The sequence below is a fragment of the Mycobacterium sp. IDUB_9 genome, from assembly GCF_055419505.1.
The window spans coordinates 1,003,094-1,017,246 of record NZ_JBVAXU010000001.1; the positions used below are offsets into that span (position 1 = coordinate 1,003,094).

Annotated in this window: 13 protein-coding genes; 3 read left to right on the forward strand and 10 right to left on the reverse strand. The window is 66.4% G+C overall.

What is annotated here, in order from left to right; translation table 11 throughout:
- Positions 1–41 precede the first annotated feature (41 nt).
- Positions 42–2,906, forward strand: coding sequence for a leucine--tRNA ligase (gene leuS, locus ACZY08_RS04870; RefSeq protein ID WP_463743440.1), 2,865 nt, complete (start codon positions 42–44; stop codon positions 2,904–2,906).
- 50 nt (positions 2,907–2,956) lie between these two features.
- Here leuS and ACZY08_RS04875 read toward each other — a convergent pair whose 3' ends face one another.
- Entirely contained in the window at positions 2,957–3,640 is a 684-nt protein-coding gene (locus ACZY08_RS04875; protein WP_463743441.1) for an SDR family oxidoreductase, read from the reverse strand.
- 77 nt (positions 3,641–3,717) lie between these two features.
- Here ACZY08_RS04875 and ggh point away from each other — a divergent pair, with 77 nt between their 5' ends.
- Positions 3,718–5,058, forward strand: a complete 1,341-nt coding sequence (gene ggh, locus ACZY08_RS04880) for a glucosylglycerate hydrolase (protein ID WP_463744148.1) — start codon at positions 3,718–3,720, stop codon at positions 5,056–5,058.
- Between the two features lie 5 nt (positions 5,059–5,063).
- Here ggh and ACZY08_RS04885 read toward each other — a convergent pair whose 3' ends face one another.
- The 9 genes from ACZY08_RS04885 to ACZY08_RS04925 form a co-directional block, all read right to left on the reverse strand.
- Positions 5,064–5,540 carry a MarR family winged helix-turn-helix transcriptional regulator gene (locus tag ACZY08_RS04885; RefSeq protein ID WP_463743442.1) on the reverse strand — a complete coding sequence of 159 codons (477 nt, stop codon included), beginning with the start codon at positions 5,538–5,540 and terminating at the stop codon, positions 5,064–5,066.
- A 76-nt stretch (positions 5,541–5,616) separates the two neighbouring features.
- On the reverse strand, positions 5,617–6,354 hold the full coding sequence (locus ACZY08_RS04890; RefSeq protein ID WP_463743443.1) for an amino acid ABC transporter ATP-binding protein: 738 nt from the start codon (positions 6,352–6,354) through the stop codon (positions 5,617–5,619).
- Complete coding sequence (locus ACZY08_RS04895; RefSeq protein ID WP_463743444.1) at positions 6,354–8,126, reverse strand: ABC transporter substrate-binding protein/permease; 1,773 nt, start codon at positions 8,124–8,126, stop codon at positions 6,354–6,356. The genes ACZY08_RS04890 and ACZY08_RS04895 overlap by 1 nt, the downstream gene beginning before the upstream one ends.
- 45 nt (positions 8,127–8,171) lie before the next feature.
- Positions 8,172–8,837, reverse strand: coding sequence for a GntR family transcriptional regulator (locus ACZY08_RS04900; protein ID WP_463743445.1), 666 nt, complete (start codon positions 8,835–8,837; stop codon positions 8,172–8,174).
- Positions 8,838–8,940: 103 nt separating this feature from the next.
- On the reverse strand, positions 8,941–9,765 hold the full coding sequence (locus tag ACZY08_RS04905; RefSeq protein WP_463743446.1) for an LLM class F420-dependent oxidoreductase: 825 nt from the start codon (positions 9,763–9,765) through the stop codon (positions 8,941–8,943).
- Positions 9,766–9,815: 50 nt separating this feature from the next.
- A complete protein-coding gene (locus ACZY08_RS04910; RefSeq protein ID WP_463743447.1) occupies positions 9,816–10,706 on the reverse strand; it encodes an alpha/beta fold hydrolase in 891 nt (296 codons plus the stop codon).
- Positions 10,707–10,787: 81 nt separating this feature from the next.
- A complete protein-coding gene (locus ACZY08_RS04915; protein ID WP_463743448.1) occupies positions 10,788–11,879 on the reverse strand; it encodes an inositol-3-phosphate synthase in 1,092 nt (363 codons plus the stop codon).
- Positions 11,880–11,936: 57 nt separating this feature from the next.
- Complete coding sequence (locus ACZY08_RS04920) at positions 11,937–12,482, reverse strand: PadR family transcriptional regulator (protein WP_029109245.1); 546 nt, start codon at positions 12,480–12,482, stop codon at positions 11,937–11,939.
- A gap of 200 nt (positions 12,483–12,682) precedes the next feature.
- Complete coding sequence (locus ACZY08_RS04925; protein ID WP_463743449.1) at positions 12,683–13,549, reverse strand: DUF1707 SHOCT-like domain-containing protein; 867 nt, start codon at positions 13,547–13,549, stop codon at positions 12,683–12,685.
- Positions 13,550–13,618: 69 nt separating this feature from the next.
- Here ACZY08_RS04925 and ACZY08_RS04930 point away from each other — a divergent pair, with 69 nt between their 5' ends.
- Complete coding sequence (locus ACZY08_RS04930) at positions 13,619–14,041, forward strand: DUF5318 domain-containing protein (protein WP_029109243.1); 423 nt, start codon at positions 13,619–13,621, stop codon at positions 14,039–14,041.
- Positions 14,042–14,153: the final 112 nt, after the last annotated feature.

A 14,153-nucleotide genomic window follows, 5' to 3' on the forward strand; every position in this document is an offset into this window, starting at 1 on the left:
GTGGTGAGCTGCTCAAACTGTGGCCTTATACCCTGAACGGCGTGATCGAACCCGCCACCACTACCGAGTCTGGGCAGTCAGACGACTCCCCGCAGCACCGTTACACCGCGGAACTGGCGGGTCAGATCGAGCAGTCCTGGCAGCAGACCTGGGCCGAGTCGGGGACTTTCAATGTGGCCAATCCGGTGGGCTCGCTGGCACCGGAGGACGGCTCGCCGCTGCCCGAAGACAAGATGTTCGTCCAGGACATGTTCCCGTATCCGTCGGGTGAGGGTCTGCATGTCGGGCACCCGCTGGGCTACATCGCTACCGACGTCTATGCCCGGTACTACCGGATGACGGGCCGCAACGTGCTACACGCGCTGGGCTTCGACGCGTTCGGCCTGCCCGCCGAGCAGTACGCCATGCAGACCGGGACGCACCCGCGCATCCGCACTGAGGCCAACATCGTCAACTTCCGCCGGCAGTTGGGCCGGCTGGGTCTGGGCCACGATTCGCGGCGCAGCTTCTCCACCACCGATGTCGACTTCTACAAGTGGACGCAGTGGATCTTCCTGCAGATCTACAACGCCTGGTTCGACACCGCGGCCAACAAGGCCCGTCCCATCAGTGAGTTGGTGACCGAATTCGAGTCTGGCACGCGCACTCTCGATGACGGTAGGGCCTGGGCCGAGCTGTCGGCCGCAGAGCGCGCCGATGTCGTGGACGGCTACCGTCTGGTGTACCACGCCGATTCGATGGTGAACTGGTGCCCGGGCCTGGGCACCGTGCTGGCGAACGAAGAGGTCACCGCCGACGGGCGTAGCGACCGCGGCAACTTCCCGGTGTTCCGGAAGCGCCTGCGGCAGTGGATGATGCGCATCACCACCTACTCGGATCGGTTGCTCGACGACCTTGACGTGCTGGACTGGCCGGACAAGGTCAAGGCCATGCAGCGCAACTGGATCGGCCGGTCTACCGGCGCCTCGGTTGAATTCGGAACCACGGCAGGCGATGTCGAGGTATTCACCACCCGCCCTGACACCCTGTTCGGCGCCACGTACCTGGTGCTGGCTCCCGAACATGATCTGGTGGACGCGCTGACGGCCGGTTCCTGGCCCGAGGGCACCGACTCCCGGTGGACCTTCGATGCGGCGACACCGGCCGAGGCCGTCGCCGCCTACCGCGCCGGCATCGCGGCCAAGTCGGATCTGGAGCGCCAGGAGAACAAGACCAAGACCGGCGTGTTCCTCGGTGCGTACGCCACCAATCCGGTCAACGGACAGCAGGTTCCGGTTTTCATCGCCGACTACGTGCTGGCCGGATACGGGACCGGCGCCATCATGGCGGTGCCCGGTGGTGACCAGCGGGACTGGGACTTCGCCACCCAGTTCGGCTTGCCGATCGTCGAGGTGGTCAGCGGCGGTGACATCACCGAGGCCGCCTACAACGGCGACGGCACGATGGTCAACTCCGACTACCTGAACGGGCTGTCGGTGGCCGAGGCCAAGCAGGCCGTCATCGAACACCTCGAAGCCGACGGCCGCGGTCGTGCCCGGATCGAGTACAAGCTGCGGGACTGGCTGTTCGCCCGGCAGCGGTACTGGGGCGAGCCGTTCCCGATCGTCTACGACGCCGACGGCCGCGCCCATCCGCTGCCGGAATCGGCTCTGCCGGTGGAACTTCCGGATATCCCGGACTATGCGCCAGTGTCGTTCGACCCGGACGACGCAGACAGCGAACCGTCGCCGCCACTGGGCAAGGCGACCGAATGGGTGCACGTCGAGCTGGATCTCGGTGACGGACTGCAGACCTACACCCGCGACACCAACGTGATGCCGCAGTGGGCCGGCAGCTCGTGGTATGAGCTGCGCTACACCGACCCGCGCAACTCAGAAGAGCTGTGTGCCAAGGAGAACGAGGCCTACTGGATGGGCCCGCGGCCGGCTGAGCACGGGCCGAATGATCCGGGTGGGGTCGACCTGTACGTCGGCGGTGTCGAGCATGCGGTGCTGCACCTGCTGTACTGCCGGTTCTGGCACAAGGTGCTCTTCGACCTCGGCCACGTCAGCTCGAGCGAGCCGTACCGCCGCCTGGTCAATCAGGGCTACATCCAGGCCTTCGCCTACACCGACTCCCGCGGTAGCTACGTGCCCGCGGCCGAGGTCATAGAACGTGAGGGCGCGTACTTCTGGCCTGGCCCGGATGGCGAAATCGAGGTCAACCAGGAATTCGGCAAGATCGGCAAGAGCCTGAAGAACTCCGTGTCACCCGACGAGATCTGCGACGAGTACGGCGCAGATACCCTGCGGGTCTACGAGATGTCGATGGGCCCCCTCGAGGCTTCGCGTCCGTGGGCCACCAAGGATGTCGTCGGCGCGCACCGCTTCCTGCAGCGGGTCTGGCGGGCGGTCGTCGACGAGTCGACCGGTGCGGTGCGGGTCGCCGCGCATGAGGCGCTGGACACCGACACGCTGAAGGTTCTGCACCGAACCATCGCCGGGGTGTCCGAAGACTATGCGGCGCTTCGCAACAACACCGCGGCCGCCAAGCTGATCGAGTACACGAACCACCTCACCAAGGAGGGCGTGTCGGCGCGGGCCGCGATCGAGCCGCTGGTGCTCATGGTGGCCCCGCTGGCGCCGCACCTGGCCGAGGAGTTGTGGAAGCGCCTGGGCCACGACACCTCACTGGCACACGGGCCGTTCCCGGTGGCAGACCCGCAGTACCTGGTGGACGACACCATCGAGTTCCCGGTTCAGGTCAACGGCAAGGTGCGCGGGAAGATCACCGTGGCGGCCGATGCCGACAAGGCCACGCTGGAGGCTGCGGCGCTGGCCGACGAGAAGGTGCAGGCCTTCCTGGACGGTGCCACCCCCAAGAAGGTGATCGTGGTGCCGGGCCGGCTGGTCAACCTCGTCGTGTAGCGGGATTTGTGTGCATTTACCGGCGCTCACCGCCGCTGAATGCACACAAATCACCTGGGGCGGACCACGATTTCGTGCACATGGCCGTCGGGTGGGGTGGTGACGGCGGTGGCCACCAGCCCGGCGACCGTCTCGGGCTTCAGGAATTTCGCGGGGTCGTATTCAGTGGCTTTGTCGGCCACCGCGTTTTCGTAGGCCACCAGGTCGCGTTGCATCTCGGAGTCGGTGCGGCCGGGGAAGATCGAGGTGACCCGCAGGGACGGTTCGTCGGCGCGCAGTGAGTCAGCGAAGGCCCGCAGCGCGAACTTGCTTGCCGAGTAGGACGCCATCCCCGGCGAAACCTTCTGTCCGGCACCGGAATTGATGAACACCACGTGCCCGCGGACGGCGCGCAGGGCGGGCAGCAGGGCCAGCGTGAGTGCCACCGCGCCGGTGACGTTCACCTCGAAGGATGCCCGCCACTGTTCGGCGATGGAGTCGGAGACCCGGCCCGGGTAGAGCACGCCCGCGTTGTGCACCAGCACGTCGAGTTCGGCGAGGACCTCGGTGGCCGATTCGATCGAATCGGCGTCGGTGAGGTCCAGCGGCCAGGTCGGCGCGCCGAGACGTTCGGCCAGCGCGTCCAGGCGCTTCGACGGGCGGCCCGCCAGTAGCAGTGTGTGGGTGGGAGCAAGGGCGGCGGCGATGGCCGAGCCGATCCCCCCGGCGGCTCCGGTGATCAATGCAGACGGCACGACTGCAACGTTACTGTGACGCCCGATGCGACGGGGCCGACCTGCGGAGCGGGGCGCAAGGTCGCATCATGGTAGGGATGCCACCGGATCCCAGCTTCGCTCCGACCCAGCTCGCTGCGCGCGCCGCCTACCTGCTGCGCGGCAACGACCTGGGTGTGATGACCACTGCCGCGCCGTTGCTGTATCCGCACATGTGGAGCTGGGACGCGGCATTCGTGTCGATCGGGCTGGCCCCGCTGAGTGTGGAGCGTTCGATGGTGGAGCTCGACACTCTGCTCTCGGCGCAGTGGCGCAACGGGATGATCCCGCACATCGTGTTCGCCAACGGCGTCGACGGCTACTTTCCCGGGCCGGCCAGGTGGGCCACCTCGGCCCTGGCCGCCAACGCGCCGCGGGTCCGGCACACCTCGGGCATCACACAGCCGCCCGTGCATGCGATCGCGGTCCAGCGCATCCTCGACCACGCGCGCAGCCGTGGCCGGTCCACCCGTGCGGTGGCCGAGACTTTCCTGGACCGGCGGTGGGCGGATCTGGTGCGCTGGCACCGCTGGCTGGCCGAGAAGAGGGACCAGGACGGACGCGGCCGCATCACGCTGTATCACGGGTGGGAGTCCGGTATGGACAACTCGCCGCGGTGGGACAGCTCCTACGCCAACGTGGTTCCGGGCAATGTGCCGGAGTATCAGCGCGAGGACAACGCGATCATCACCGATGCCACCCAGCGGCCCAGCGACCTCGAGTACGACCGGTACCTGTGGCTGCTCGAGGAGATGAAATCCGTTCGCTACGACGATGATCTGCTGCCCAAGGTGATGAGCTTCGCGGTCGAGGACGTGTTCGTCTCGGCGATCTTCTCGGTGGCCTGCCAGGTGCTCGCCGAGATCGGGGAGGATTACAAGCGTCCGCTCGCCGATGTCCGGGATCTCTACTCGTGGGCCGAGCGCTTCCGGGTCGGCGTCGTCGAGACCGCCGACGAACGCAGCGGTGCGGCAAGGGATTACGACGTGCGTGCGAAGAAGTGGGTGGCCACCGAGACAGTCGCGCAGTTCGCCCCGCTGCTGTGCGGCGGGCTACCGCACGAGCGCGAACGTGCGCTGCTGCGGCTGCTGGAAGGCCCGCGGTTCTGCGGACATCCGGATCTGAAGTACGCGCTCATCCCGTCGACATCGCCGGTGTCACGGGACTTCCGGTCGCGCGAATACTGGCGCGGCCCGGTGTGGCCGGTGATGACCTGGCTGTTCTCGTGGTGCTTCGCCCGGCGCGGCTGGGCCGAGCGTGCCTCGACGCTACGTCGGGAAGGGTTGCGTCAGGCGAGCGACGGGACCTTCGCCGAGTACTACGAACCGTTCACCGGGGAACCGCTGGGCAGCATGCAGCAGTCATGGACCGCCGCAGCGGTATTGGACTGGCTGGGATAGCGCGGCTACTCGGACTTGGCGTGGGCGGCCTGATCGTTCTGGCCGGCGAGCCGCTCCAGCGGGGCTAGTGCGGTGGCGAGGGTCGCGAGGTCGTCTGCGCTCAGGTTGGCCAGCCGGGCGGCCAGATCAGCCCGCCGGGCGGCCAGCGATTCGCGGTGCTGCACCAGGCCGCGCGGGGTGACCTCGACGAGTACGGCGCGCAGGTCCGAGGGATCGCGGGAGCGCTTGACCAACCCGAGCTTCTCGAGCCGGCGGATCGCCACGGTGGTGGTGGGTGTGCGCACCCGCTCGCGGGCGGCCAGTTCCGTCATCCGGATCGGGCCCTGGTCGAGCAGGGTGAGCAGGATCGAGAGCTGGGCCAGCGTGAGCTCCCCGGCAGTCCCCTTGTGAGTGTCGCCGCGGCGCAGCACCGAGAAAACCTTGGAGAGTACGCGCTGCAACTCTCCGGCCAGCTCAGTGACCTGCAAATCGGGCTCTACCATAATTCGCTAGTCTAACCTGTCTGAAGCTGCCAGGTTGTCAGCTTGTTCCGTTTGATCCTGGGGTTTCACGGCATACTCACAGGACTTGGGACAGGAAGCGGCGCAGCCGATCTGTCTCGGCCGCTTCGAAGATCTGGTCGGGTGTACCCGACTCGACCACCTTGCCGTGATCCATGAACACCACCGAGTCGGCGGTGGAACGGGCGAAGCCCATCTCGTGGGTGACCGCCAGGATCGTCATCCCCTCGGCGGCCAGGTCGGCGATCAACTCCAGAATTCCCTTGACCAGCTCCGGGTCGAGCGCCGAGGTGGCCTCGTCGAAGAACATCACCTGCGGGGCCATGGCGAGTGCGCGTGCGATCGCCACGCGCTGCTGCTGGCCGCCCGACAGGGTCGCCGGACGCACATCCGCCTTGTGCCGCAGGCCAACCCGGTCCAGCTGCTCCAACCCCACGGTGCGGGCATGCTCGGGGCTGAGCCGCTTGAGCTTGCGCGGGCCCAGGGTGACGTTGTCGAGAACTGTCTTGTGTGGAAACAGGTTGAACTGCTGGAACACCATGCCGATGCGTTGGCGCAGCTGGTCGGGATTGTCGGCCAGCACCGAGCGTCCGTCGAGCAGGATGTCGCCGCGGTCCGGTTCGTACAGGCGGTTGAGGGTGCGCAGCAGCGTCGATTTTCCGGATCCTGACGGGCCGATGATGGCCGTCGTCGTACCGGCGGGCACGTCCAGATCCACCCCGCGCAGCACCGGGTTGGGCCCGAACGACAGTTGAATGTCCTTGGCGGCCAGCGCGACCGGCTGCGGAGCCGACATCAGATCATCTCCTGGTTGGTCGCCACGGGCAGGGGATCCTCCTCGGCCGGGGGTCGGCCCCTGCGCAGCCGGTTGTCGACGAAGTTGACCAGGTGGGTCAGGGGGATGGTGAGCAGCAGGTAGAACAACCCGGCCGCGACCAGTGGGGACAGATTCCCCGTCTGCGCGTTGAGGTCTCGGCCCACCTGGAACAGTTCGCGCTGGCTGGCCACCAGGCCGAGGAAGTACACCAGCGACGAGGCCTTGAGCAGCGAGATGAACTGGTTCATCAGTGCGGGCAGCACCCGCCGGATGCCCTGCGGAACGACGACCAGGCGCATCGACGAGGCGTAGCTGAAGCCCAGGGCGCGTGAGGCTTCCAGCTGCCCGGGCTCGACGCTCTGGATTCCGGAGCGGAAGATCTCGCCGATGTAGGCCGCTGCCATGAGCCCGAGGGCCGCGATGCCCAGCGGATAAGGGCTGTTGCCGGTGAGCGATCCGACCACCGGCCCGATGCCCAGGCCGATCAACAGGATGATCACCACTTCGGGCAGGCCGCGGAAGATGTCGGTGTAGACCCGGGCCGGCCAGCGCAGCCACCGGGACCGCGAGATGCCGGCCACAGCCAGGACCATCCCGAGCACGAGCCCGATGACACTGGCACACACCGTCAGGATGAGCGTGTTGGGCAGGCCGGTGCGCAACAGGTCGGGGACCGCCTGCTTGTAGAGGTCCCAGTCCAGGAACGAGTCCGCCAGTTGCGCCAGTGTGGATTTGGCGGCTGCCGGACCGCCGGCGGCCGGCTTCTCCTTGGCCGCGGCGATCGCGGCGAAATCGGGTAGTTGGGGGGCGGGTGCGGCCTTGGAGCCCGGCTTCCAGCCGGGCGGCAGGGCCCGCGGCACCCAGTCGGAATACAGCTTGGCCCAGGTCCCGTCGGCGATGACGGCGTCCAGTCCGGAGTTGAGCGCGTCGATCAGCGGCCGGTTCTCTTTGGCCACCGCCCATGCCACGAAATTGTCCAAGCTGAAGGTGTTTTCGATGATCTGCGCCGGGTCGCCGGGCTGCACGGTGCCCGAGGCCTGTTGCGACGGCGCCACCCAGGCGTCGATCTGACGGGTCTTGAGGCTGGCGTAGACGGTGTTGTAGTCGGGGAACTTGACCGGCTGCAGGTGCAGCGTGTCGACCATGTAGGCCTCCTGCACGGTGCCCTGCACCACGCCGATGCGCTGTCCGGCGGCGAGCTGGCCGAAGCCGGTGATCGGGGAACCGGTGGGAACCACGAGCGAGAAGTAGCCGAAGTCGTAGCCGTTGGTGAAGCCAACGGTGCGCCGCCGGGCGTCGGTGGTGGTGATCGACGAGGACGCCACGTCGAAGCGTCGGGAGGCGGTTTGGGCCAAGAGACCGGAAAAGTCGGTACCGACGAAGTTGACGCGCAGGCCGAGCTTGTCGGCGATCGCGCGGAGCAGCTCGTTGTCGAAGCCGGTGAACTGGCCGGCCGAGTTGATACAGATGCTGGGTGGCGCGTCGGACAGCGTGCCGACGGTGAGGACGCCGGGGGTACTCAGGCCGAGGTTCTCGGGTCGGACCGTGTCCAAGGGGGTGACCGTGGGGGTGGTGTATTTGTCGGCGCCGGGCCCGGTGGCCGCGGCGGCCAGGTTGGTGGGCAGCGCGCTGGCACTGTCCACACCGGGAGGTGCGCATTGGTCGACGTCTGCCCCCGCCGGTGCGGCCCAGACCAGCCCGAACAGCATCAGGACAGTGGTCAGCAGAGCGGCCGATCGTCTGGCGTCCATCTGATGCAACCTAGTAGGCGCGCGCCCGGTGATGAGGGATTCCGCTCAAGGGGACCGCAAGTCGCCGAACACTCCGCGCCGGGTGAGCTCTGCGATCATGATCTGCGCCATCCGGTCGGCGCGCTCGGTGCAGGCCGTGCGGGCGGCGTCGGGATCGCGGGCGTGAATGGCGGCGGTTTCGGCTTCGTAGCCGGGGAGAAAATCGGCTTTGGCCTTCGGGTAGCTGATCCAGAATTCGGAGGGCGCGAAGCTCTTACCGGCGCGGATGGTGGCGTGCAGGCGTGGCCCGGCGTACTCGTCGTTGATCGTGTCGCGGAACACCCAGCACGCCTCCTGGAAGGTCTTGGTGTCCTTTGCTGAACGCATGAGCCGCAACGCGTCATCGAGGTGAGCCAGCATCCGCGGAGTGGGGTTTGTGGCGCAGCGAGCCGAGGCGATGCCGTTGAGGATCCCGTACAACTCGTGGTGTTCGGCCACGGTTGCCTCGTCGAACCGGGAGACGAACGCACCGCGGTGATATCGCGTCGAGAGAATGCCGTCGTGCTCGAGCTGAACCACTGCCTCCTGGATCGGGACGCGGCTGAGCCCGAGGTCACGCACGATCTCGTTGCGGTCGATGCGGTCACCGGACCGCAGCTTGCCCGTCATCACCAGATTGATGATGTGCGTGACAACCTGGTCCTTCTCCTTGACCCCGTAGTTTTTGGGCACCCTTGGTAACTCCCCCTTTGAGTCGGGACGCACACCCCCCGTGCGTTGGCGTTTCGCCAGTTTCTCACGTGCCCGCCCGATCGGAGACGTGAGTGGCCTCAGCTCAGCCGCTGAACTTTGCGCGCCGCCCGTCGCGCCACCGGCAAAGGGCCTCGGCAGCGGTCAGATCGTAGTCCGGACCGTTGACGCCGACGGTGATGATGCTGACCCCCAGATCGGTCAGGGCATCGGCCTCGGTGAGCATGGCGTCGATACCGCCGGACTCCTGCACCCCTGCCGATCGCTGTACGGTCGCCGGGTCGCGGCCGGTGACGCCGCAGTGTTCGGCGAGTACCTCCGCCTTTCCCGGGTAGGTGTTGCGGTCGACGAAGGCGTGCCAGATGTCTGCGTGCTCGGCCACCAGCCGCAAGGTCTTACGTTCGCCCTGCCCGCCGATGAGGATCGGGATCTCGCGGGTGGGTGCCGGGTTGAGTTTGGCCAGCCGGGCCTCGATTCGCGGCAGCGCCTCGGCCAGATCGTCCAGGCGGCTGCCCGCGGTGCCGAACTCGTATCCGTACTCGTCGTAATCCTTTTGTTTCCAACCACTTCCGATGCCAAGGATGAGCCGGCCGCCGGAGATGTGGTCGACGGTGCGGGCCATGTCGGCCAGTAGTTCGGGGTTGCGGTAGGAGTTGCAGCTGACCAGTGCGCCGATCTCGATGCGCGAGGTCTGCTCGGCCCAGGCGCCGAGCATCGTCCAGCATTCGTAGTGTGCACCGTCGGGATCGCCGTAGAGCGGGAAGAAGTGATCCCAGTTGAAGGCGATGTCGACGCCGATGTCCTCACAGCGGCGCACCGCGTCGCGGATGTGACTGTAGGTGGGGGAGTGCTGCGGCTGCAGTTGCACTCCGATGCGTATGGGATGGCTCACTTTTTCGAGCCTACCCACGCCGTTGCGGTGCGGGCCCGGTTTGGTGCCGGGCCCCGGGGATCAGTGGATCAGCTCAGCAGGCCACGCAAGATCTCGACCAGCTTGGCCGGCTGATCGCCCTGCACGGAGTGGCCGGAGTCGGCGACGACGTGGGTGCGCTGAAAGCCCGGTGCGTTATTTGCAAACGTCTCGGCGTCGTCGTCGTTGACAAAATATGAGTTGGCGCCGCGGATCAGGGTGGTGGGCATGGTGATCGCCGGGACGTCGTCCCACAAGCCGTCAAACCCGTCACCCTTGCGGAACGTGTCGTACCGCCATGTCCAGGTGCCGTCCTGAAGCTGCTTGGAGTTGTGGAACACGCCGCGCCGCAACGAATTCCGGTCCCGATGTGGGGCGGCGGCGACGGTCACGTCGAGCATGGCCTGAAACGTCGGAAAGGTGCGGTTCTCCTGCACCAGGGCGACGGTGCCCATCTGCGCCTTGGTCATCTCGTTGTGCCGCTCGGGTGCCGACGGCGTGACGTCGACCAGCGCGAGCTCGGGTACCAGCCGGGGCTCGGTCGCCGCGATCCGCAGCGCGGTCAACCCGCCAAGCGACATGCCGACCACCAGTCTTGGAGTGGGGGCGTGCTTTTCGAGCACCGGGATCAGGGTGGCCGCATTCAGTTTCGGGCCGTAGTCGCCGTCTTCGCGCCAGGCCGAACGCCCGTGGCCGGGCAGATCGACGGCCAGGGCGGGCTGCCCGAGGCCGAGGATGACGGTGTCCCAGGTGTGGGCGTTCTGGCCGCCGCCGTGCAGGAACACGATGCGCGGGGCGGCGGTGCCGAACTTCAGCGCGCTGATCGGCCCCTGCTCGATGCGCTCGACCGGCGGCAACGGACCACTCGCCCCGATCTGCTCGGCGTTTTCGTGCAGGAGGCCGAACTCGTCCAGACCGGCCAATTCGTCGTCGGCAACCACGGGGCCCTTTATACGCCGAGAGTGCGGTGAGATCGCATCCGGATGGATATTCGCGATCTCACCGCACTCTCGGTGAAAGAACTAGCCCTCGATGAAGGTCTCCAGCTCGATGCGCGCGACGTCGTCGGCGATCTGCTTGGGCGGGCTCTTCATCAGGTAGGCAGAGGCTGCCTCGATGGGGCCGCCGATGCCGCGGTCCTTGGCGATCTTGGCGGCGCGCACCGCGTCGATGATCACGCCGGCCGAGTTCGGCGAGTCCCACACCTCGAGCTTGTACTCCAGGTTCAGCGGCACGTCACCGAAGGCGCGGCCTTCCAGGCGCACATAGGCCCACTTGCGGTCGTCGAGCCATGCGACGTGATCGGACGGGCCGATGTGGACGTTCTTGTCCTCGATCTTGCCGGCCAACGAGCCGGTCAGGTTGGAGGTGACGGCCTGGGTCTTGGAGACCTTCTTGGACTCGAGGCGCGAGCGCTCCAGCATGTTCAGGAAGTCCATGTTGCCGCCGACGTTGAGCTGATAGGTGCGGTCCAGCGTGACGCCGCGGTCTTCGAACAGCTTGGCCATCACGCGGTGGGTGATGGTCGCGCCGACCTGGCTCTTGATGTCGTCACCGACGATCGGGACACCGGCGTCCTCGAACTTCTTGGCCCAGACCGGGTCGGAGGCGATGAACACCGGCAGCGCGTTGACGAAGGCCACGCCGGCGTCGATGGCGCACTGGGCGTAGAACTTGTCGGCCTCTTCAGAGCCCACCGGCAGGTAGGAGACCATCACGTCGACCTTGGCGTCCTTGAGTGCCTTGACCACGTCGACGGGCTCGAAGTCCGAGATCTCGATGGTGTCGGCGTAGTACTTGCCGATGCCATCGAGGGTCGGGCCGCGCTGCACCGTGACGTTGGTCGGCGGCACGTCGGCGATCTTGATGGTGTTGTTCTCGGAGGCGAAGATGGCCTCGGACAGGTCGAAGCCGACCTTCTTGGCGTCCACGTCGAACGCGGCCACGAATTTCACGTCGCGGACGTGGTACGGGCCGAACTTCACGTGCATCAGGCCCGGCACGGACGTGTTCTCGTCGGCGTTGTGGTAGTACTGCACGCCCTGGACCAGGGAAGATGCGCAGTTACCGACGCCGACAATGGCGACCCGGATTTCTCCTGCGTGCTCAGACATGGACGATCTCCTTACTCGTTCTGTGTGCTCGGCCTGGGGCCATCTGCGGCGCTGTGCTCATGGGCTTTCTGGGTGTCCCTGCGCCGTGCGCTCGGCCGCGATCAACTCGTTGAGCCATTTGACTTCTCGTTCACTGGACTCCAGGCCCAGTTGGTGCAGCTGACGGGTGTAGCGGTCGAACGAACTACTGGCCCGCGCCACGGCTTCACGCAGACCTTCCCGGCGTTCCTCCACCTGACGACGCCGCCCCTCCAAAATTCGCATCCTGGCCTCGGCCGGAGTGCGGTTGAAGAAGGCGAGGTGGACACCGAAACCGTCGTCGGAGAAGTTCTGCGGTCCCGTGTCGGCGACCAACTCGGTGAATCGCTGCTTGCCGGCATCGGTCAGCTGGTACACCCGTCGAGCCCGGCGCACCTTGGTCGGTCCCAAAGGTGCGGCGTCCTCGACGATCAGGCCATCGGCCTGCATGCGACGTAATGCCGGGTAGAGCGAGCCATACGAGAACGCTCTGAACGCCCCCAACAGACCCGTCAATCGCTTGCGCAGCTCATAGCCGTGCATGGGCGACTCGAGAAGGAGGCCGAGAACTGCGAGCTCCAGCATCGAGATCACCCCTTTCGACAGATCAGATGGAATTGATCGCTACGACGGATCAACACCTCGCCAAACTGTATCGCGCCGATATATTTGGTGCCAAGTATTGGCCGATAGTCACGCTGGAGTGACTGCCGGGCTCGAGCGTCACGCCGGCGTGACGAAGGGAGCCCGAGCAGCGACGACGACAGCTCGGCGGCGAGTTCTACTCACCTGCTGTTGCGGTAGATCTCCTTGATGGTGCCGTCGGGATACAGGTCGATGTTCCCGCCCCCGAAGTCGCTGCTCACGACGATTGCGATGTTGACGGCATCGGGTGTGGAGGGATCCTCGGACGGTGTGATGCGCATCCACGCGCTCTTCACGTCATCGCGCTTGGTGTTGAGGGTTTCGGGTGCGCCCCGCAAGATGCCGAGGGCCTTCTCGTAGTCGAATGCCGCGAGGTCGACGAGGCGGTCCTCGTCGCGCAGGGTGTCCGGCGAGCCCGGGTCACCCCAGCCGCCGGTGTATCGGTAGTACACCTTCTTCCGGCTGTCCTGTGGATCCGGTCGGTAGGCCATGGCCGAGTCCGGATCGATGTGCAGCTCGTAGCCCATGGTGTTGCCGAATTTCTGGCGCATCTGCTCGAACAGTCCGTTCACCCCGTTGAGCGATTGCAGCTGTTTCGGCGGGGTCAGCACCACGGGGGCGATGCCGTCCGGCACGGCCCCAGGGTCGGGGTTGAAGCTCAGCGGCGACGAGGTGTTTCCGTACAGGCCCCAGCCGATGCCCACGCCGAGCACGACCAGCACGGCGGCCGAGGCCACCCGCAGGCCCCAGCCTCCGCCCGGCTTGCTCATGCGCGGCAGGCGCGGCTTGGTCAGCGTCGGCAGTTGCACCGGGGAATTGGCGTTCTGCAGATCGTCGACCAGGCGGGCCAGATCGCCCAGGGTTGTGGCGTTGGTGGCGGCCGACACCCGTTGGCGGTGTTCTTCCATGGACAACTGGCCCTCGCCCAGCGCGTTGTCGAGCACTTTGCAGGTGTCGTTGCGATCGCTGTCTTTGGCCCGCGTGTTCGAGGGCTGCCGAGTTGCCACGCCGATGATCGTAAGAGGTGTGACGCGGTCGCGCCTCGGGGTCCAGGGGGTCGACGTACTCTGGTCATCGTGCGATTGCAGAGACAGGTGGTGGATTACGCGCTTCGGCGGCGGTCCCTGCTGGCTGAGGTCTATTCGGGGCGCACCGGCGTCACGGAGGTCTGTGATGCCAACCCGTACCTGCTGCGCGCGGCAAAGTTTCACGGCAAGCAAAGTTCGGTGATGTGTCCTATCTGCCGTAAAGAGCAGCTCACGCTGGTGTCGTGGGTTTTCGGTGATCATCTGGGCCCGGTTTCGGGCTCGGCGCGCACCGCGGAGGAGCTGGTGATGTTGGCAACTCGTTACGACGAGTTCGCAGTCCATGTGGTTGAGGTATGCCGCACCTGCAGTTGGAATCATTTGGTCAAGTCATATGTCCTGGGCGCGCCTCGGCCGCCGAAGGCACGTGGCACTCGAGGCACGCGCAAGTCGGCGCGTACGGCCAGTGAATAACGAAGGGCGCCACAGCCGGTCAGCCAACGACATCCGTAGTGCGGCTGACCGACTCGGCGCGCGCGAGAACCCGCCGCCCCCTCGTGAGAAGCGGCCGCCGGCCCGGGATGTG